Below are 20221 nucleotides of genomic sequence, written 5' to 3' on the forward strand. Positions count from 1 at the left end.
TTCCAGATCCTCCGGGCGGCTTGAGGGCGCGCCATGCGCCCCGCCCGTCAAGTTGTTAATCCGAATTCCGCAGCAAGCGTGTCAAACGCTCGAATCGCTTCGATCGTTTCAATCGCGTTGCTGCACATAACGCCCCGGCGCCGGCTCGATCTCGGGGAATTCCGCCGAGCCGGCTTGCGCACGCGGCTTCACCTTCTTGCCGCCGTACTGCTCGAGCCATTCGGCCCAGGTTGGCCACCAGCTGCCGGGTTTCTCCTCAGCGGCGGCAAACCAGTCGTCGGCCTCTTCCGGCAAATGCTTCGCGTCGGCCTCGATGCTCCAGAAGCTGCGCTTGTTCTTCGACGCCGGGTTGATCACGCCCGCAATATGCCCCGACGCGCCAAGCACGAATTTCAACGGCCCGGACAGCAGCGGCACCGAAGCGTAAGCCGTGCGCCAGGGCACGATGTGATCCTCGCGCGAGCCGTAGATGAACGTCGGCACGTCGACGCGCGAAAGATCCACTTCCTCGCCGCACACCGTGAGCGCACCGGGCTCGCGCAGCTTGTTTTCCAGGTACGTATTGCGCAGGTACCACGCGTACATGGGCCCCGGCAGGCTCGTCGAGTCGCTGTTCCAGAACAGCAGGTCGAACGGCGCGGGCGTACGTCCCTTCAGGTAATTGTCGACGACGTAGTTCCAGACCAGATCGTTGGGCCGCAGGAACGAGAACGTGTTGGCGAACTCGACGCCACGCATGAGGCCCGGCGTGCCGCCATTCTTGCCGCCGATGGTCTGCTCGCGCATCTGCACGTGGGCTTCGTCGACGAACACGTCGAGCACGCCCGTGTCGCCGAAGTCGAGCATCGCGGTGAGCAGCGTCATGGACGAAGCGGGATGTTCGCCGCGCGCCGCAGCCACGGCCAGCGCCGTAGCGAGCAGCGTGCCGCCCACGCAGAAGCCGAGCGTGTTGATCTGCTCGCGCTCGCTGATGCTGCGCGTCGTCTCGATCGCTGTGAGCACACCCTCTTCGATGTAGTCGTCCCAGGAGCGGTCCGCGATCGACGCGTCACCGTTGTGCCAGGAGACGAGAAACACCTGCTGCCCCTGCTCGAGCGCATATGCAACGAGCGAATTCTCGGGCTGCAGGTCGAGGATGTAGTACTTGTTGATGCACGGCGGCACGATCAAGAGCGGCCGCTCGCGCACGGTGGCCGTGCGCGGCTTGTACTGGATCAGCTGGAAGAGCGCGTTCTCGAACACGACCGAGCCTTCGGTGGTCGCGAGGTTGCGGCCCACCACGAAGCGCGATTCGTCGGTTTGCGAGATCTTGCCGCGCGACATGTCGCCGAGCAGGTTCATGACACCCTGGCGCAGGCTCTCGCCGTGCGTCTCGAGCAAGGCGCTTTGCGCGTCGGGATTGAGCGCGAGGAAATTGCTGGGCGAGGCTGCCGCGGTCCACTGCTGCACGGCGAAGCGAATGCGCTCGCGCGTTTTCGGATCGGTATCGATCGCGTCGACGAGTTCATGCAGGTAGCGCGCGTTGAGCAGATACCATGCCGCCGTGAACGCGTACGCGGGCGTTGCCTTCCAGGCGTCGGAGCTAAAGCGCCGGTCCTTGAGTTCGGGCGCTTTGGGCGTGGTGTCGGTGGCCTGGCGCAGCAAGTCGAGCGCGTCGCGCGAATATTCCGCCTGCAGATGCTGCAGCCGTGTAGGTTCGATCGACGCCGTAGGAAGCTTGAAACCTTCGAACGGGTTCGCGCCGCCGAAGGGATTGCCTGCAGCGAAGGGGTTACCCGCAGCGAAGGGGTTACCCGCAGCGAAGGGGTTGCTCGACGCACCGTTGCCCGCCGACGGCCACCAGTTGGCAGCCAGTCCCGCAAAAGGTGCTTGCTGCGCCGCGCCGCCCGTTTGCTGCGCAGCATTCAGGGCGCTCTTCCAGGCGTTCGTCCACGCGTCGAGATAGTGCTGCATGCCTGCTGCGTCGGGGGCGAAAGGCGGATTGCCGCGCGTTGCACCATCAGTTGAAGCGCCCGAGCCCGGGGCAGTCTTGGAACGTTGAGATGCCGTCATGCCTGCTTTTGACCGATGTGTCCCGAAGGACTGGTTGAGAGGCAGGTGGTACGCATACGGGCGCCGTTGCGGCGCTCGTCACGACCTGTCCCGTGGGTGAGGGACATTCTTGCTCCCCATTGCAAAGCGTGTCAATGCTTGTGCCCGATTTTGCCGCGCTGCGATATTTTTTTAATTATCGTTTTCCCGATGTAATCAATTGTTTAACTGTCGCGACATATCGTTGTGCGGTCTGGCGCACAAAAATCTGCCGTGGCGGCAAGCGCTTGCAGTGCAATGCGGCAGATAGGGATTCGATGCGCGCTGGGTGGCACATGGCACTTTGCGGGAATCGCTGCATCGCAACAAATCATCGTCCGGTTCACGACGCGCCGCCGCGTTGCGTCACGGCGGCGCGGTGCGGCAAAGTCAGGGGTGAAGCCAGATCAACGCGGCCATGCGGCCGGTGACGCGATCGCGCCGGTACGAGTAGAAACGCTCGCGCAGCGTAACCGTGCACATGTCGCCGCCGCTGACGTGGCGCACCCCGAGCGTATCGAGGCGCAGCCGCGCGAGTGCGGGAAGATCGGCGAGGTATTTTCCGCTCGCCTCGGGGCGCGCGACGAAAGCCGCCGCGGTGGCCGCGCGGTACGCATCGCGTTGTGCCGCATCGACATGCTCCACATGGGTCATGAACGCGTCACGCACGTCTGCACCGACCTCGAAGGCCGTGCGCCCGATGGCGGGGCCGAGATAGGCGTGGAGGTCTGCAGTCGCACAGCCTGCGAGCGCGGCGACGCGCTCGGCGGTGCGCTCGATGACGCCTGCAGCCAGCCCGCGCCAACCCGCGTGCGCGGCGCCTACGGCGCGGCCCTCGCCATCGCACAGCAGGACGGGCATGCAGTCGGCCACCATCACCGTGCAGGCGATGCCGGGCTCGGCGGTGACGCTCGCGTCGGCTTCGAGCGGCGCGCCCTTGCGCGCGGCGGCAAGCGCGGCTGCGGCGTCGACCACGACGGGACCGTGGATCTGCTTGAGCCACGCGGCAGGCGCGCCCGCATGCGCGAGCAGCCGTTCGCGGTTCGCCTCGACGTGCGCGAGATCATCGCCGGAGCCGCGGCCCAGATTCAAGCCGCCGGGAAGATCGATGCCCTCACCGCTTTCACCGCCCTGCGCCGCCTGCCAACGACCGAATGGCGGCTCGCTCACGCCGCCGTTACGCGTCGTGACCAGCGCGCGCACACGCGGCGAAACCTGCCAGTCGGGATGCAACACATCGTCGGACGTCAGTTCCGGGCGGGTCGTCATGCGTGCTTGTCCTCGTCTTGCGAATCGTCTTCGTCGTCTTCGTAATCGTCTTCGTCGCTGCCGATCACGTAGCCTTCGTCGGTGTACGCGCTGTCGAACATGTCTTCATCGAAGCCGACTTCGTCCTCGTCTTCTTTGCCGCCGAAGCCAAGCGCCTCGATCAGCGCGTCGAGGTCGTCGGGCACCTCGGCGCGCCATTGCATCGCGCGGCCCGTGACCGGATGAACGAGGCCGAGGCGCCACGCATGCAGCGCCTGGCGCGCAAAGCCGTCGGGCAACGCCGCGACCGAGCGCTTGCCGCGCGCGTGGCCATACACGGGATCGCCCAGCAAAGGATGGCCGACATGCGCGCAGTGCACGCGAATCTGGTGCGTGCGCCCCGTTTCCAGATCGCAATGAATGGCGCTAATGGGCTGGTTGTGCCAGAGCGTCTTGTCGATACGCCGGAAATGCGTGCGCGCGGGCTTGCCCGAAGCCCCCTTCATCACCGCCATACGCGTGCGCTCGCGCGGGTCGCGGCCGATGGGCGCGTCGATGGTGCCTTCGTCGGCCATGTTGCCCCACACGAGCGCGAGGTAGCGGCGCTTGACCGTGCGCGCCTGCAACTGGCGCACGAGGTCGGTTTGCGCCTGCAGCGTGCGCGCGACGACCATCAGCCCGGACGTTTCCTTGTCGAGCCGATGGACGATGCCGGCGCGCGGCAGCCCCGCCGCCGCTTCGCCATAGCGATGCAGGAGGCCGTTGAGGAGCGTGCCGCTCCAGTTGCCCGCCGCCGGATGCACGACGAGCCCGGCGGGCTTGTTGATGACCACGATGGCGTCGTCTTCATAAACGATGTCGAGCGGCACCGGCTCGGGCGTGAACGCAAGCTGCTCGGGCAGGAGGTCCGGCACGAGTTCGATGGTCGCGCCGAGCGGCACCGGCTGGCGCACCTTGGCCGGCTTGCCGTCCACGCGCACGCGCTGCTCCTCGATCCAGCCCTGCAAACGGCTGCGTGAAAATTCCGGAAATACTTTGGCGAGCACCTTGTCGAGGCGCTCGCCCGCGAGCTCATCAGGCACCTGAATCGAACGCGGGGCCTCGTCGGCGCGCGCACGCGGGGTGCGACCGGCGCCCTCGCCTGCGAGTTCGTCGTCGAACGCCTCACTGGCGGCTGCGTCATCGGGTGCATCGCCCAGGCTATAATCGCTGATGCTGTTTTGGGCGCCGGGAGCGCCGGCCCCCGGAATAACTGTACGGGTCATTGAGTCTGGGTCACCTGTGGACCTGAAGCTGGACTGGATAAATGCGAGCCTTGAACACGATTACGAAACTGGCCCAACACGCGGTGGACCGAAACGCAATGCGCGCGGCGCGAGCAAACCTGCTCGGCAAGATTGGCAACGTCGTTCGCCTGGCTGTCTGCGGCGCGGCTATCGCCGTCGTCGCGGCCTGCCACGGCCTGCCGGAAAAGACCGACGAAACGGCAGCGTGGAACAACAACAAATTATATACGGAGGCCCAGGATGCGCTCTCCGGCGGCGACTGGGGCAAGTGCGCGAAATATTTTGAAGCACTTCAGGGCCGCGACCCGTTCGGCCACTTCGCCCAGCAGGCGCAGATCAACGTAGCCTACTGCAACTGGAAGGACAACGAGAACGACGCCGCCGACCAGGCGATCAACCGCTTCATCCAGCTGCACCCGGATCACCCGGACGTCGCCTACGCGTACTACCTCAAGGGCATGATCCACTTCAACGACGACCTGGGTCTGTTCGGCCGCTTCTCGGGCCAGGACATGAGCGAGCGCGACCCGAAGTCGCTGCGCGAGTCGTATGACGCATTCAAGGTCGTGGTCGACAAGTATCCGCAGAGCAAGTACGCCCCGGACGCCGCCCAGCGCATGCGTTACATCGTGAACGCGCTCGCTTCGCACGAAGTACATGCGGCCGACTACTACTACCGCCGTGGCGCCTATGTGGCGGCCATCAACCGCGCGCAGCTCGCGATCCAGGACTACAAGAGCGCGCCGGCGATTGAAGACGCGCTGCATATCATGATCCTGTCGTATCAGAAGCTCGATCAGCCGCAGCTCGCCGAAGACACGCGCCGCGTGCTCGCCGGCACCTTCCCGGACAGCCCGTACATCACCGGTCACGCGCGCCCTGGCAAGGAAGACAAGTCCTGGTGGCAGATCTGGTGATCGCCGCGCCTCTGCATTGAGGCGCGCAGGAAAGCAAAACGCCACGGTTTTCCGTGGCGTTTTTTTATTTCTGCGGCGGCGCAGGCTTCGCGCCTGCGCCGCGCTGACATCCTCAATCGCGCTCGAACAGCGCGATCGACTCCACGTGCGACGTGTGCGGGAACATGTTGACCACGCCCGCGCCCTTGAGCCGGTAGCCGGCCTCGTTGACGAGCACGCCCGCATCGCGCGCGAGCGTCGCGGGGCTGCACGACACGTAGACGATGCGTTTGGGCAGCGGGCCATTGCCGCTCTGCGCGATTTCCGCGAGCGCCTGGGAAACGGCGAACGCGCCTTCGCGCGGCGGGTCGACGAGGAACTTGTCGAAGTGGCCGAGTGCGCGCATGTCGTCCGCGGTGACTTCGAACAGGTTGCGGCATGCAAACGACGTATGCCCGTCCACGCCGTTGGCGCGCGCATTTTCCAGTGCACGGGCCGTCAGCGTGTCGCTGCCTTCGATCCCCACCACTTCGCGCGCGAGACGCGCGAGCGGCAGCGTGAAGTTGCCGATGCCGCAGAACAGGTCGAGCACGCGGTCGCCCGGCTCCGGCGCGAGCAGACGCAGCGCGCGGCCCACCAGCACGCGGTTGATCTGGTGATTGACCTGCGTGAAGTCCGTGGGCTTGAACGGCATGCGAATGCCGTATTCGGGCAGCGTGTAGTCCAGTTCCTTGTCGAGCGGATAGAACGGGAACACGGTGTCCGGGCCCTTCGGCTGCAGCCAGAACTGGACGTTGTGCTCGTCGGCGAATGCGCGCAGCAGGTCTTCGTCGGCGGCCGTGAGCGGCTCGAGAATGCGCAGCACGAGCGCCGTCACACTCGAACCCACGGCGAGTTCGATCTGCGGCATGCGATCGCTGATCGACAGCTGGGCGACGAGATGGCGCAGGGGCACGAGCATCGCCGAGACGTTCGGCGGCAGCACTTCGCAGCTCGTCATGTCGGCCACATAGCTGCTCTTCTTTTCGTGGAAACCGACCAGCACGCCGCCCTTCTTCGGCACGTTGCGCACCGTGAGGCGCGCGCGATAGCGGTAGCCCCACGACGGCCCGTGAATCGGCCGGAACATCGTCTCCGAACGCACCTTCGAAAGGTGCATGAGGTTGTCCTCGAGCACGCGCTGCTTGACGGCGATCTGGGCGCGCACGTCGAGGTGCTGCATCGAGCAGCCGCCGCAGGTGCCGAAGAATGCGCACTGCGGCTTCGTGCGAATCGCGCTCTCACGCAGCACGCTCACCACTTGCGCCTGTTCGAACGTGGGCTTCTTGCGGTAGCTCGAGTAGGTCACGCGCTCGCCCGGCAGCGCGCCCTCGACGAAGATCACCTTGCCGGGCTCGCCTGTCTCGGTGACGGTGCGGCCAACGCCGCGCGCCTCCATGTCGAGCGACTCGATCTCGAGAATGGGGGCATGAGCGACCGAGGCTTCGATGGCGGCGCGTTTTTCGGCGCGGCGCTCGCGCTTGCTGCGCTTTTTCGTGGGCGTGGGCGGCATGGGCTCGGCCTGAGCAGGCTCGGCTTGAGGGTCGGGGGCAGCTTGAGACACCAGCGGATTCCTGACTGACGATGAGTCAATTGTGGGCGAAGGCGAGATTGTAGTCGAAGTCTGCGCCCGCGCTCCGGCGCTGCTGTTTTCGAACTTGTCCGATCGTGCTCGCTGCCCCCCGTCACTACGATGATTCCTGAGGCGTGATAAGCCCCACTCACGCGAAGGAATCGTCAACATGTCTGCCCTCGTCTTCCTGCAATCGTTCGCGCTTTTGCTTGTCGCACTCGGCGCCGCCACCGTCGCCGAACCGCTGGCTTCCAGACGCGCAAGCACGCACCGCCGGCTGCTGCTCGGCGTTGCCAACCTCGCGATCCCCATCGCGCTGTTCGCGTTGCTGCTGTTCGGCCTGCGCATTCTGTTCGACTGATGCAGCTCGATCAGACGCTTTCAGAATCGTCCCATAGATTGACGCCGGTTGCGGCGGCAAGGATATCCACCCCTTCACCAACGGAACCGAAGTGAGCAAGCTACCTCTTTGTGCGCTCGTCGCAACGACGCTCGTGGGCCTTGCGGCGTGCGGCCCGACCATCCAGCCCGATCAACTCGTCGCCTCCATCCAGCCGGGCATGACGCAAAGCGATGTCTACAAGCGTATGGGGCCGCCCGATCGCGGCTACCAGACCAACGGCCTCGACTGTTTCCAGTACGACCTCGGCAAATACGATCTCGGCAGCGCCCGCAACGTGCCGTTCTCCGTGTATTTCGACCGCAGCAACCATGTTGCCGGCACGACGCGCGCCGCGTGTCAGGGTCGCCGGATCTAACGTCAATACGCTCGAGCGAGCGACGCCACTGCGTGCACACGCCTACCCGTGCCAGCGGGCGGGCGAACAGCGTTTCGCACACGATATTCTTCATACAACACGGCAGGAGAAACCAGGCTAGGGTTACACGTGCGGGAACCGCCGCCGCGCCATGCGAGGAGCGTGCCGATGAAACTGGTCAGCTGGAATGTGCAGTGGGGCCGCGACGCTTCTGGCGCCGTCGATCTCGCGCGCACGGTGCGCGAGGCGCGGCGTCTTGCCGACTTCGACGTGCTATGCCTGCAGGAAATCACACGCGGGTTCCGGGCGCTGCCGGGCGGTCCAGGCGACGATCAGTTCGCCGAACTCCGGGCGCTGCTGCCAGGCTTTGCGGTCATCGAGGCAATCGGCGCCGACTTGCCTGCGCACCTTGACCCACCAGGCTCCCGTCAAGACGCGGCGCCGATGCCGCGCCGCCAGTTCGGCAACGCGCTCGCCGCGCGCTTGCCCGTCGCGCAGGTGTTTCGCCACGCCCTGCCGTGGCCCGCCGACTCCGCCGCGCCCTCAATGCAGCGTGTCGTGCTCGAAGCTGTGCTCGACGCGCCGGGCGGCGCGCTGCGCGTACTGACCACGCATCTGGAGTTCTACTCGCTGCGCCAACGGCTCGCGCAAGTGGACGAGTTGCGGCGCCTGCAGCAGGAAGCCGCCGATCACGCGGCGCATCCCGCGCCCGCCGAAAACGATGCGGGGCCGTTCGCCCGCACCGCGCGCCCCGTCTCGGCGATCGTGTGCGGCGACTTCAACAGCGCATGGGGCAGCGAGGCGTACACACGCATGCTCGAGCCGCTCGCGGGCAGCCCCGCCTTTATCGACGCGTGGACCGCGCTGCACGCCGGCGCGACGCCGCCGCCCACGGCCGGCGTCTATGACACGAAGCAATGGTCGGACGGCCCGCTTGCGTGCGACTTCGTCTTTGTCACGGCGGATTTGCGCCCACGCCTGCGAAGCTGCGAAATCGACGGCGCGACCCAGGCTTCGGATCATCAGCCGATCGTGCTCGAACTAGGCTAAGGGGTAATCGGCCGGCTGCGCGCTCAGCCGACAAACGCTTCGAGGTACTCGCCCCAATGCGGTGCGGTTTCGGCGGCGAGCGACTGCTTCACGAACTCAATCTCATCCGCATATTCGCGCTCTGTGAAACCGCCGCGCATCATCTGAAACCGGCAATAGAGCAGATACGTGTTGACCACGTCGGTCTCGCAGTAGTTGCGGATCTCCTCGATGCGGCCTTCCTGAAATGCAGTCCACACCTGCCCGCCGTCCATCCCGAGCTTGCCCGGAAAACCACAGAGCTTCGCGAGCGCGTCGAGCGGCGCATTCGCCCGCGGCTGGTACATCGCGAGCAGGTCCATCAGGTCAGTGTGGCGCGTGTGGTAGCGGCTGATGTAGTTGTTCCACTTGAACTCTCGGTCCGCGTCGCCCATTTCCCAGTAGCGCACCGCGCGAATGCCGTGCACGAGCGCGCGATAGTGCAGCACCGGCAAGTCGAAGCCGCCGCCGTTCCACGAAACGAGCTGCGGCGAGTACTTCTCGATTGTGCGGTAGAACGAATCGATCAGGCGCGCTTCGCCGTCTTCGGGCGTGCCGAGCGAGCGCACGCGAAAGCCCTGCCCGTCGCGGAACACACACGAGATCGCGGCGACGCGCTGCAGATGATGCGGCAGAAAATCGCTGCCGGTTTTCTCGCGGCGCGCAGCGAAGGCGTGTTCGGCCACTTCGGTGTCGGTGAGTGTGGCGGGCAGATCTTCGAGACGGCGAATGCCGTCGACATCGGGAATCGTCTCGATGTCGAATACGAGTACAGGAACTGTCATTCAGATGGACTGCGAGGGTTTAGAGAACGGCGTCCTTGCGCACGCCGTTCGATGCGAAAAAGCGCTTGAGACGCACCAGCGCTTCCTGCTGGATCTGCCGCACGCGCTCGCGAGTGAGGCCCATCTCGTCGGCCAGCTCTTCGAGCGTGGCGGGCTCGATATGATTCAGCCCGAAGCGCCGTTCGATGACGTGGCGATGCTTATCGGATAAACGCCCGAGCCACGCGCGTGTAAGCGTTTCCAGCTCGCGGTGCTGCACTTCGGCATCGGGCGACTGGCTCTGGTCGTCCGAAAGCAGGTCGAGCAGGCTGCTGGCCGGGTCGAGGTCGAGCGGCGCGTCGAGCGAAGCCGTGTGTTCGTTGAGCGCGAGAATGTCGGTGACCTCATCGGTGGTCTTGCCGGTGAGATAGGCGATGTCGTCGATGCTCGCGTCACGCCGCTCCGAGGCCGAGTCGGCGTTGAGCGAATTCTTCTCCAGATGGCGCTTCGCGCGCAGTACCTGGTTGAGCTCGCGAATCACGTGCACCGGCAAGCGCACGGTGCGCGCCTGGTTCATGATGGCGCGCTCGATGCTCTGGCGGATCCACCAGGTCGCATACGTCGAGAAACGGAAGCCGCGTGTGGGATCGAACTTCTCGATCGCGTGCATGAGGCCGAGGTTGCCCTCCTCGATCAAGTCGAGCAGCGGCACACCGCGATTGAGATAACCCTTGGCAATGCTGACGACGAGGCGCAGATTGCGCTCGATCATGACCTGACGCGCCTCGAACTCGCCGGCCTTGGCGAGACGCGAGTAGCGCTGCTCCTCCTCGACAGTGAGGAGCGGCTTCACGCTGATCCGGTTCAGATAATGCTGGATGGTGTCGGCCGTGAGTTCGGCCTGCAGCATGGCACGGAAATCGTCGGCGTCGGGTGCGGCTTCGGCCGTTTCGGCGCCCTCGCCCGAGCCGCCTTCGTCGGCCGGGGAATCGCGCTCTTCACGTTCCTCGCGCTCGTCGCGCTCCTCGAAATCGCGGCCGCCGTCGAGGTCGGGCGACGTGTCGTCGTCGCCCGCCTGCGCGCCGTCCTCCACCGAAACCTGGGCGGCTTGGCTGTCAGACTCGGATTGCTGCAGACGGCGCTTCGATTTCGGCATGGTCGGCTCGCTTTTATTGCGGCGGCAAGTACTTCAGTGGGTCGACGGGCTTACCCTGACGGCGTACTTCGAAATGCAGCATCACCCGGTCCGAGTCGGTATTGCCCATTTCGGCGATCTTCTGACCTTTGGTGACCGCATCCCCTTCTTTTACCATCAAAGTCCGGTTGTGTGCATACGCGGTCAAGAACGTCGCGTCATGCTTGATGATAATGAGATTGCCGTAACCGCGCAGCCCATTTCCGGCATAAACCACGCGCCCATCGCCAGCAGCCTTGACAGGATCGCCCGGCGCACCGCCGATATTGATGCCCTTGTTCTTCGTATCGTCGAAGCCGTTGAGCACCGGACCACGCACCGGCCACGCAAGCGCGATGTTGCCACTTGGCGCCGCGGCCATATCACCGCCGCTTGCACCCGGCTGCGGCGGCACGGCCGCCGTAGGCGCCGATGCATTCGCACCCGGACCGTAGAGCGGCGGCTGCGCAGGCGAGCCTGCTGCCGCTGCGCCCGGTGCAGCACCCACACCCGGAACCGGCGCGGTCACAACGCCCGGCGTGTACGCCGACGGATTCGCACCCGGCGGCACGACGCGCAACAACTGATCCACCTCGATCTGATTCGGATTGGTGAGATTGTTCCACGTCGCGATGTCGCGATAATTCTGGCCGTTTTCGAGCGCAATCCTATAGAGAGTATCGCCCGGCTTCACCCGGTAGTATCCCGGAGGCGGCGGCCCGAGCGGCACCGGAGGCTGCGCGGCCGCCGTGCCGAGCGGCGCGGTGCGGTCCACCACAGGTGCCTGATCGAGTCGCGTGGCGCATGCGGCCAGAAGGCAGAGCGCGACGACCGCGGTGCCGCGCTGGGCTGCGATCAGCGTGGCTGCGGGCAGGTCGACATTCGGGCGGTTTCTTTTGATCGCGCGCAACATACTCATCGGATTCAGATCACTCCAGATTTTAAGGGGACAAAGAAAACGCGATCCAGGCGTGACTCCCGCCACTGCGCCGGCCCCGTGCGCTCCACGAGCGTGAGGACCTGCGTCGCTTCACCGGCGGCACTCTGCATGCCGGACACCGCCACGGGCGCCACGAGCTTCCCGCCGATGGCGAGTTGCTCAAGCAGCGCCTGCGGCACGTCGAAGCCGGCGGCGGCGATCACGATCGCGTCGAACGGCGCCGCCGACGGCAAACCGAGCCGTCCGTCGCCGTAGTGCAAGCGGATATTCGGGATACGCAGCGGACGAAGATTCGTCTTCGCGCGCTCGTATAACGGCTTGATGCGTTCAATGGAATACACGTCGCGCGCAATCTGGCTCAGCACGGCGGCCTGATAGCCGCAGCCGGTGCCGATTTCCAGCACGCGCTCCAGCACACGGCCCGCGCCCGCGAGTTCGAGCATGCGCGCGACCACGGAAGGCTTCGAGATGGTCTGGTGATGACCGATCGGCAACGCCGCATCTTCGTAGGCCTGGGTAGCCAGACCCGGGTCGATGAACATGTGGCGCGGCACGGCCGCGAGCGCCTGGAGCACGCGCGCATCGGCAATGCCGTTTGCACGCAGGCGTTCGACCATGCGTTCGCGTACGCGTTCCGAAGTCAGTGCATGCGCGCCGTTGAGCGCAACGCCAGGCGCGCCCGTGACGGTGACGGCAGGACGCGGCGCACTCGCACCACCCGGCATTGCGGCGCGTGGCGCGGCCGCGCTGCCAGCAGGATGCATTGGCTTGATCGAACCTGCCGGCTTCGCGGCCATTGGCTTCGCATTGACCGCCTTCGCAGGCGGCGCCTTGAACGGTGCGTTTGCGTTGGACTTCGCAACGGCCGGCGTGCCGACCTTCGTGCCCGGCTTCGCGAGCGCGCCGACGCCCGGTTTCGAGGCGCCGCTGTTGCCCGCGCCCGCGAGCGGCGTGCGTGCGTCGCCCGGGCGCGTGTCGCGCCGGCGCGGCTCGCGCACGAGATCCGCAAGCCCGAGCGGAAAACGCTTCGTGCGCTCGCCCGTCATGAAACGCTGCCGCCCTTGCGCGCCCAGTCGTGCGTCGCGGACAGCATCTGCGTATGGGTGAGATCGAGTTGCAGCGGCGTGATCGACACGTGGCCGTTCGACACCGCGTGGAAGTCCGTGCCCTCGCTCGCGTCGCGCGCGCTGCCCGACGGCCCGATCCAGTAGATCGGCTCGCCGCGCGGGTTGGTCTCGCGGATCACGGGCTGCGAAGGATGACGCTTGCCGAGGCGCGTGACGCGCCAATCGCCCAGTTCGTCGTACGGCCGGTTCGGGATGTTGACGTTCAGCAGCGGATGACCCGGCAACGGGTTCGCGAGGTAATGCGCAACGATTTCGGCCGCAACGCGCGCAGCGGAATCGAGGTGCACCCAGTCCTTGTCGACGAGCGAAAACGCGATGGCGGGTATGCCGAACATGATGCCTTCGGTCGCCGCAGCCACGGTGCCCGAGTACAGCGTGTCCTCGCCCATGTTCTGGCCGTTGTTGATGCCGGAGACCACGAGGTCGGGCTGCTGGTCGAGCATGCCCGTGAGCGCGATGTGCACCGAGTCGGTGGGCGTGCCGTTCACGTAGTAGAAGCCGGTGCTCGCCGATCGCAACACCGACAGCGGGCGCCACAGCGTAAGCGAGTTCGATGCGGCGCTGCAGTTCTGCTCGGGCGCCATGACCGTGACTTCGCCGAGCGGCTTGAGCGCTTCATAGAGCGCGGCCAGGCCGGGGGCGAGATAACCGTCGTCGTTGCTGAGTAGTATTCGCATCGAGCGATTGTAACCGAGGAAAGAAGGCACGCGAACGACAGCCCGGCCCTTGCGGCAGCACGCGTTGGGCCTTGAGTCGAACGTCGAATCGCTTGCCGATCCGGGACGCATTCGCATTCGCGCTACGCCTGGAAAGACACGTGTCAACGATACGAAATAAATCGCACGATCGTTCGCATCAAGACGGATTGCCGTACACTGTCCTGCTGTAGCGAATCCATGACCGATGCAACTGAAAGCAACCGAACCGGATCAAGACAGGAGACACGATGCGCGCAATCCGCTGCAACCAGTACGGCCCGCCCGACTCGCTCACGCTCGAAGACTCGCCCGACCTGGTGCCGGGCCCGGGCCAGGTGGTGATCGACGTGAAGGCCGCGGCCGTCAACTTCCCCGACGTGCTCATCATCGAAAACAAGTATCAGATGAAGCCGCCGCTGCCCTTCACGCCGGGCGCCGAACTCGCAGGCGTGGTGCGCGCCGCGGGCGAAGGCGTGAAGCTCGCGCCGGGCACGCGCGTGGTGGCGTACGTGGGCACGGGTGCGTTCGCCGAACAGGCGCTTGCGGATGCATCGGCGTGCGTGGCGTTGCCGGAGGGCGCCGACTTCGCGACGGCCGCCGCCTTCACGCTTGCGTATGGCACGTCGCACCACGCCGTGGTCGATCGCGCCGCGCTGCGCGCAGGCGAAACGATGCTCGTGCTCGGCGCCGCGGGCGGCGTGGGGCTTGCTGCGGTGGAGATCGGCAAGGTGCTCGGCGCGCGCGTGATCGCGGCGGCCTCGAGCGAGGAGAAGCTCGAAGTCTGCCACCGCTTCGGTGCGGACGCCACCATCAACTACAGCACCGAGGACTTGCGCGAGCGCGTCAAGGCGCTCACCGACGGCAAGGGCCCCGACGTGATCTATGACCCGGTGGGCGGCGAGTATGCCGAGCCGGCGTTTCGCAGCATCGGCTGGCGCGGGCGCTATCTCGTCGTGGGTTTCGCGAATGGCGAGATTCCAAGGCTGCCGCTCAATCTCGCGCTGCTCAAGGGCGCGAGCCTCGTCGGCGTGTTCTGGGGCGATTTCGCGCGCCGCGAGCCGCAGCACAACGCGGCAGCGTTCGCGCAAATGGTCGGTTGGATCGGCGAAGGCAAGCTCAAGCCGTACGTCTCGAAGCGCTATAAGCTCGCCGATACAGCGCAAGCACTCAAGGACATGGCTTCGCGCAAGGTGACAGGCAAGATCGTGATCGAGCCCTGAACGCTTCCTGCAACATGGCAAGTAAAACGAAAACGGCTCGCGATGTGCGAGCCGTTTTGCATGATGCCAGCTGCCCTAGACGATCTGTTGCTCGCGCAACCGTGCGATGCGGTCCGCGCCATAACCCAACGCTTGCAGGACTTCATCGGTATGCTCGCCGAGCGCGGGTCCAAGCCAGCGCGTGTCGCCAGGCGTTGCCGAGAGCTTGGGCGTGACCGAAGGCAGCGCGATATCCACGCCCTCGCCTTCCTTCGCACCCGGCGCCTGCCAGCGGAACTGCTGAATCATCTGGCGTGCCGCGAACTGCGGATCGGCGAACATGTCAGCCACACTGTAGATGCGGCCCACGGGCACGTCGGCGGCGTTGAGCACGTCGAGTGCTTCGTTGATGGTGCGCGTGGAAAGCCACGCCGCGATGGCGCCATCGATCTCCGCCGTGCGCGGCACGCGGCCGTCGTTGTGTGCAAGTTGCGGATCATTCGCGAGGTCCGCGCGCTCGATTGCCATCATCAGGCGCTTGAAGATCGGGTCGCTGTTGCCGCCGATCACGATGCTGCCATCCCGGCACGGATACGTATTCGACGGCACGATACCCGGCAGCGACGCTCCGGTGCGCTCGCGCACCATGCCGTACACACCGTACTCGGGTACGACGCTCTCCATCATGTTGAACACGGCCTCATAGAGCGCGACATCGACGATCTGGCCGCTGCCGCCGTTCATGTTGCGGTGATGCAGCGCCATCATCGCGCCGATCACGCCGTGCAAAGCCGCGATCGAGTCGCCGATCGAAATGCCGATGCGCGGCGGCGGCAGCTCGGGATAGCCGGTGATGTGACGCAGACCGCCCATCGATTCGGCGATCGCGCCGAAGCCCGGGCGGTCGCGGTACGGGCCCGTCTGGCCGTAGCCAGAGAGCCGCACCATCACGAGACCGGGATTCTCCTTCGAGAGCACGTCGTAGCCGAGCCCGAGCTTTTCGAGCAGGCCAGGCCGGAAGTTCTCGATGACGATATCGGCTTCCTTCGCGAGGCGCCGCACGATCTCCTTGCCCTCTTCGGCTTTGAGATTGACCGTAACCGACTTCTTGTTGCGCGCCTGCACGGCCCACCAGAGCGACGTGCCCCCCGCTTCCGGATAGAGCTTGCGCCATTTGCGCAGCGGGTCGCCGCCCTTGGGGTCTTCGATCTTGATCACTTCGGCGCCGAACTCGCCGAGAAAGCGCGCGGCGAAGGGGCCGGCGATCAGCGTGCCGAGTTCGAGGACTTTCACGCCCGCAAGCGGTCCCGTACCTTTGGCTGCGGATGCGTTCGATTGTGAATCGGCGGAATTGGGGGAAGCAGCGGCTGCGCTCATGGTGTCTCCTGTCGTTCTGTTCGGCTAACGGCGCCAAGGCATGGCGAAACGCTACATCGAGCGCCGGTCGAGCATGGCTCGCGCAATGGTGCCCGCGTCGACGTATTCGAGCTCGCCGCCCACCGGCACGCCGCGTGCGAGGCGCGTGACGGCGAGCCCGCGCGCCTTGAGCGTCTGGCCGAGGTAGTGGGCCGTTGCCTCGCCCTCGTTCGTGAAATTGGTTGCGAGCACCACTTCCTTGACAACGCCGTCCGAGGCGCGCTTCACGAGGCGGTCGAAATGGATCTCTTTCGGACCGATGCCATCGAGCGGACTCAGATGCCCCATCAGCACAAAATACAAACCGCGGTACGTCATGGTCTGTTCGAGCATGATCTGGTCGGCCGGCGTTTCGACCACGCACAGGAGCGTCGGGTCACGCTCCTCGTCGAGGCACGTTTCGCAGACCTGAGCTTCGGTGAAGGTGTTGCACTTCTCGCAATGCTTCAGATTCTCGGTCGCGAACAGGAGCGCCTTGCCGAGCTTTTCGGCGCCGTCGCGGTCGTGTTGCATCAGGTGATACGCCATGCGTTGCGCCGACTTCGGCCCGACGCCGGGCAACACGCGCAGCGCCTCGACGAGAGCGGCGAGAGCGGAAGGTTGTTTCATGCGGATTCAGCGCGAGATGCGCGACGGGGGTTGAAGCGGATGTAGCTTCTTGCGACGACTGGCTGCTGCCTGGTAGCTTTGGCGCCTCGATGCCAGCGCCTGCGCAGCCGTACCGGCCACGAGAAGGCACGCGAGACGCGCGGGCGCCGGCCTGCCGAAAGCAGACGCGGCGCTCGCAACGTTCCTTAGAACGGCATCTTGAAGCCCGGCGGCAGCGGCAGACCGGCGGTCATGCCGCCCATCTTTTCCTGCGACGTGGCTTCGGCCTTGCGCACCGCGTCGTTGAACGCCGCGGCCACGAGGTCTTCGAGCATGTCCTTGTCGTCTGCGAGCAGGCTCGGATCGATCGACACGCGGCGCACGTCGTTGCGGCAGGTCATCGTGACCTTGACGAGACCGGCGCCCGCCTGACCCTCGACTTCGATCTGGGCAAGCTGCTCCTGCATCTTCTTCATGTTTTCCTGCATCTGCTGGGCTTGCTTCATGAGCCCTGCGAGTTGGCCTTTCAACATAGTCACTGCTCCTTCTGGATCGTAGTCGTTCGAATCGATGCGCTCAAAAGCGCGCGACGCTTGCCGCGCCGCGCGGCGCAAATCAGTGGGCGGCCTGGCTGCCGCCCGATGCGGCGTCCGGCGCGACCGGCCGGATCGAGCCCGGCACGATGCTCGCGCCGAAGTCGCGAATCAGTTGCTGCACGAAGGGATCGGCGCCGATCTCGCGCTCGGCTTCGCGTTGACGCTGGGCGCGGTCTGCGGCGTCGAGCGCGGCCGCCGTACGGCGTGCAGGCCCGACTTCCACGCTCACTTCAACGACCTTGCCAAGACGCTCGGCGAGCGCCGTCTTCAGCTTCGCCACCTGCGAGGCTTCGGCGTACTGCGGCACCGGCACGCTAAGTTTGAGCAGCGTGCCTTCGAGCGCCATCAGTTCGCTGTTGAAGGCGAGCTGGTACGAGATGCCCTTCAGCGTTAGCGTGGCGGCAAGCGCGGGCCAGTCGCCGGTGAAGCCGATCGGATCGAGCGGGATGCCCGGCGGCAGCTTGCTCACATCGACCACGGCCGGCGACGGCGTCGGCGCCGAAGCGCCGGCGCGCGGCGCGGACGGCTCGCTGTCGTAGGCCGACACGAAACCATCGTCGGGCGGCGCGAAATACGCGTCGTCGGCGCCGAGCGGCACATAGTCGTCGGGCGGGATATCGTCCCACGGCGGCGCGCCCGAGGCATCTTGCTGCGCGTTGGCGTTGCGCGCCGGCTGGCGCGCCTGCGCTTCCTGCGCGGCGGCGGCGCGGCGGGCCGGATCGGGCGTCGGCACCTTCACTTCCATGCGCGGCGCAGCCTTCGGCGCGGGCGCCGGGGCGGCCCCGCTGGCAGCGGCTGCGGGAGCGCGGCCCGTGGCAACGCGCATGCCCTTGCTGCGCAGCACGTCGAGCGCAGCGCTTGCGCCACCGCGCGTGGACGCCGCAGTTGCAGGCTCTTCACGCGTCTCGACTTGCGGTGCGGGCGCAACGGCTGCGGCGCTTTGAACGGTTTGCGTCCCTTCGGCTGGAGCGGGTGCAGCTGTGGCCGCTTCGACCTCGGCGGCAGCGGCAGCATCCGGCACCGTGCTCACGTTCGGTGCAGACTCGCCCTCGTCCTCCCACGGCGGCACGACGCGCGCTTCGGCCGCTGGCTTGGCGAGCGGTGCAGGCACACTCGCTTGCGGCTCGACAACGGGCGTATTCGCCGGAGCGGCTTCCACCGCCGGCGGCACACTCGCCAGGATTTCGGCTTGCGGCGGCACGGGTGCTGCCGGCTTCGGCGCGAACGGCTGCGCAACGGCAGGCTCCGCGCCGCGCGCCGACGCCGCAACCGGAGCCGCCGCACGCGCGCCCGGACCCGCCACAGCGGGCTTCGAAGCCGGCGCACTGCCCACGCTGCCCGCGCCCACGGAAGGCTCGAACGCGAGCATGCGCAGCAGCGTCATCGTGAAGCCCGCGTATTCGTCGGGCGCGAGGCCTAGCTCGCTGCGGCCGAGGGTCGCGATCTGATAGAAAAGTTGGACCTGCTCCGGGCTCAACGACTGCGCAAAACGGCGGATGTCGTCGGCTTCGGGCCACTCGTCGAGCACCGACGAAGGCGCGAATTGCGCCCAGCCAACGCGGTGGAACAAACTCGCGAGATCCTGCAGCGCCGTGGAGAACGACAGGCTGCGCAGCGCCATTTCGTCGGCGATGGCGAGCACGTTCGCGCCGTCGCCGGCCACGAGCGCGTCGATCAGGCGGATGAGATAGCTTTGATCGAGCGCGCCGAGCATGCCGCGCACCGCTTCTTCGGTGACCTGGTTGGCCGAATACGCGATGGCCTGGTCGGTGAGCGAAAGCGCGTCGCGCATCGAGCCGTCGGCCGCGCGTGCGAGCAGGCGCAGCGCCTGCTGCTCGAACTCGACCTTCTCCTCACCGAGAATGTGCGTGAGATGCTCGACGATGTTGCCCGCGGGCATCTGCTTCAAATTGAACTGCAGACAGCGCGACAGCACCGTGACCGGAATCTTCTGCGGATCGGTCGTCGCAAGGATGAACTTCACATGGGGTGGCGGCTCTTCCAGCGTCTTCAACATCGCATTGAAGGCGTGGTTCGTGAGCATGTGCACTTCGTCGATCATGTAGACCTTGAAGCGCGCATCGACCGGCGCATAGACCGCACGCTCGAGCAGCGCAGCCATTTCGTCCACGCCGCGATTGCTCGCCGCATCCATCTCGACGTAATCGACAAAGCGCCCCTCGTCGATTTCCCGGCACGCACGGCACACGCCGCACGGCTTCGACGTCACGCCGGTCTCACAGTTGAGCGCCTTGGCGAAGATCCGCGACAGCGTCGTCTTGCCCACGCCGCGCGTGCCCGTGAAGAGATACGCGTGGTGCAGGCGGCCGCCGTCGAGTGCATGCGTGAGCGCGCGCACCACATGCTCCTGTCCGACGAGCGAAGCGAAATCCTTCGGTCGCCATTTGCGTGCGAGAACTTGATAGGTCATCCGGAAATTGTATCAGCAACGCCCGCGCGTCCAGATGAATCGAAAGGCGGCCAATGCTTACTGCCCCGCGGCCGCGCGGCGGCACCAGCGGGCGATTGCGGAGCGCCGAAACAGCGGCGATGAAGGCTTGAAAAACACGACGAACGAAGCACTGCGTCGCGCAGTCAATTGCGCGGCGTGAATGTCGTATCGGGGGGAAAAACCGGAAGAAAAAAGAGGAAGGTGACGAGCCTGACCCTCGGCACTGGCGGAAAACGGCTGTGGCTGCTTCGTTCCCGACCTGACCAGGTTGACCGCCCCTCCATGCGAGGAGGCCCGTCACGGCGCATTCTAACATCGCTCGCGCAGCA

General features: G+C 65.9%; 18 protein-coding genes and 1 other RNA gene. 5 read left to right on the top strand and 14 right to left on the bottom strand.

Annotated elements, in window-relative coordinates; genetic code table 11:
* Window positions 1-108 precede the first annotated feature (108 nt).
* The 3 genes from phaC to U5A57_RS38050 form a co-directional block, all read right to left on the bottom strand.
* On the bottom strand, window positions 109-2052 hold the full coding sequence (phaC, locus tag U5A57_RS38040; RefSeq protein ID WP_321917169.1) for a class I poly(R)-hydroxyalkanoic acid synthase: 1944 nt from the start codon (window positions 2050-2052) through the stop codon (window positions 109-111).
* Between the two features lie 408 nt (window positions 2053-2460).
* Window positions 2461-3339: a peptidoglycan editing factor PgeF gene (gene pgeF, locus U5A57_RS38045; RefSeq protein WP_321917170.1), complete on the bottom strand. Its 879-nt coding sequence runs from the start codon at window positions 3337-3339 to the stop codon at window positions 2461-2463.
* A complete protein-coding gene (locus tag U5A57_RS38050) occupies window positions 3336-4583 on the bottom strand; it encodes an RluA family pseudouridine synthase (RefSeq protein ID WP_321917172.1) in 1248 nt (415 codons plus the stop codon). The genes pgeF and U5A57_RS38050 overlap by 4 nt, the downstream gene beginning before the upstream one ends.
* Window positions 4584-4681: 98 nt before the next feature.
* Between U5A57_RS38050 and U5A57_RS38055 the strand changes: the two genes are divergently transcribed.
* Window positions 4682-5521, top strand: a complete 840-nt coding sequence (locus U5A57_RS38055) for an outer membrane protein assembly factor BamD (RefSeq protein ID WP_415765986.1) — start codon at window positions 4682-4684, stop codon at window positions 5519-5521.
* 112 nt (window positions 5522-5633) lie between these two features.
* Here U5A57_RS38055 and rlmD read toward each other — a convergent pair whose 3' ends face one another.
* Window positions 5634-7052, bottom strand: coding sequence for a 23S rRNA (uracil(1939)-C(5))-methyltransferase RlmD (gene rlmD / locus U5A57_RS38060; protein ID WP_321917237.1), 1419 nt, complete (start codon window positions 7050-7052; stop codon window positions 5634-5636).
* Between the two features lie 229 nt (window positions 7053-7281).
* On the opposite strand from rlmD, the gene U5A57_RS38065 reads away from it, so the two are divergent.
* The 3 genes from U5A57_RS38065 to U5A57_RS38075 all read left to right on the top strand — a co-directional run bounded on the left by U5A57_RS38065 (window position 7282) and on the right by U5A57_RS38075 (window position 8920).
* Window positions 7282-7473: a hypothetical protein gene (locus tag U5A57_RS38065; RefSeq protein WP_321917175.1), complete on the top strand. Its 192-nt coding sequence runs from the start codon at window positions 7282-7284 to the stop codon at window positions 7471-7473.
* 91 nt (window positions 7474-7564) lie between these two features.
* Window positions 7565-7870, top strand: coding sequence for a hypothetical protein (locus U5A57_RS38070; RefSeq protein WP_321917177.1), 306 nt, complete (start codon window positions 7565-7567; stop codon window positions 7868-7870).
* Between the two features lie 168 nt (window positions 7871-8038).
* On the top strand, window positions 8039-8920 hold the full coding sequence (locus U5A57_RS38075; RefSeq protein WP_321917179.1) for an endonuclease/exonuclease/phosphatase family protein: 882 nt from the start codon (window positions 8039-8041) through the stop codon (window positions 8918-8920).
* A gap of 23 nt (window positions 8921-8943) precedes the next feature.
* On the opposite strand, the gene U5A57_RS38080 is transcribed toward U5A57_RS38075, so the two are convergent.
* From U5A57_RS38080 to surE, 5 genes are read right to left on the bottom strand one after another with little or no spacing between them, the layout of a single operon-like run.
* Complete coding sequence (locus tag U5A57_RS38080; RefSeq protein ID WP_321917181.1) at window positions 8944-9723, bottom strand: 3'-5' exonuclease; 780 nt, start codon at window positions 9721-9723, stop codon at window positions 8944-8946.
* A gap of 19 nt (window positions 9724-9742) precedes the next feature.
* Window positions 9743-10858 (bottom strand): RNA polymerase sigma factor RpoS, encoded by a 1116-nt coding sequence (gene rpoS / locus U5A57_RS38085; protein ID WP_321917182.1) that lies wholly within the window; start codon window positions 10856-10858, stop codon window positions 9743-9745.
* Between the two features lie 13 nt (window positions 10859-10871).
* A complete protein-coding gene (locus U5A57_RS38090; protein WP_321917185.1) occupies window positions 10872-11795 on the bottom strand; it encodes a peptidoglycan DD-metalloendopeptidase family protein in 924 nt (307 codons plus the stop codon).
* Between the two features lie 5 nt (window positions 11796-11800).
* Window positions 11801-12862, bottom strand: coding sequence for a protein-L-isoaspartate(D-aspartate) O-methyltransferase (locus tag U5A57_RS38095; protein ID WP_321917186.1), 1062 nt, complete (start codon window positions 12860-12862; stop codon window positions 11801-11803).
* Window positions 12859-13620, bottom strand: coding sequence for a 5'/3'-nucleotidase SurE (gene surE, locus U5A57_RS38100; protein WP_321917188.1), 762 nt, complete (start codon window positions 13618-13620; stop codon window positions 12859-12861). The genes U5A57_RS38095 and surE overlap by 4 nt, the downstream gene beginning before the upstream one ends.
* A 269-nt stretch (window positions 13621-13889) precedes the next feature.
* Here surE and U5A57_RS38105 point away from each other — a divergent pair, with 269 nt between their 5' ends.
* Window positions 13890-14861 carry an NADPH:quinone oxidoreductase family protein gene (locus tag U5A57_RS38105; RefSeq protein WP_321917189.1) on the top strand — a complete coding sequence of 324 codons (972 nt, stop codon included), beginning with the start codon at window positions 13890-13892 and terminating at the stop codon, window positions 14859-14861.
* 75 nt (window positions 14862-14936) lie between these two features.
* Here the strand turns inward: U5A57_RS38105 and U5A57_RS38110 are convergent, their stop codons facing one another.
* From U5A57_RS38110 to ffs, 5 genes are all read right to left on the bottom strand, one after another.
* The gene (locus tag U5A57_RS38110; protein WP_321917190.1) at window positions 14937-16217 is read right to left on the bottom strand and encodes a CaiB/BaiF CoA-transferase family protein; all 1281 of its coding nucleotides are present in this window, start codon (window positions 16215-16217) and stop codon (window positions 14937-14939) included.
* Window positions 16218-16268: 51 nt separating this feature from the next.
* Window positions 16269-16865 (bottom strand): recombination mediator RecR, encoded by a 597-nt coding sequence (gene recR / locus U5A57_RS38115; RefSeq protein ID WP_321917192.1) that lies wholly within the window; start codon window positions 16863-16865, stop codon window positions 16269-16271.
* A 185-nt stretch (window positions 16866-17050) separates the two neighbouring features.
* Window positions 17051-17377 (bottom strand): YbaB/EbfC family nucleoid-associated protein, encoded by a 327-nt coding sequence (locus U5A57_RS38120; protein ID WP_028204938.1) that lies wholly within the window; start codon window positions 17375-17377, stop codon window positions 17051-17053.
* A gap of 82 nt (window positions 17378-17459) precedes the next feature.
* Window positions 17460-19871 (bottom strand): DNA polymerase III subunit gamma/tau, encoded by a 2412-nt coding sequence (locus tag U5A57_RS38125; protein ID WP_321917194.1) that lies wholly within the window; start codon window positions 19869-19871, stop codon window positions 17460-17462.
* A 221-nt stretch (window positions 19872-20092) separates the two neighbouring features.
* Window positions 20093-20191: signal recognition particle sRNA small type (gene ffs / locus U5A57_RS38130), an RNA gene on the bottom strand.
* Window positions 20192-20221 lie beyond the last annotated feature (30 nt).

Source organism: Paraburkholderia sp. J11-2 (genome assembly GCF_905220185.1).
Taxonomy (GTDB): domain Bacteria; phylum Pseudomonadota; class Gammaproteobacteria; order Burkholderiales; family Burkholderiaceae; genus Paraburkholderia.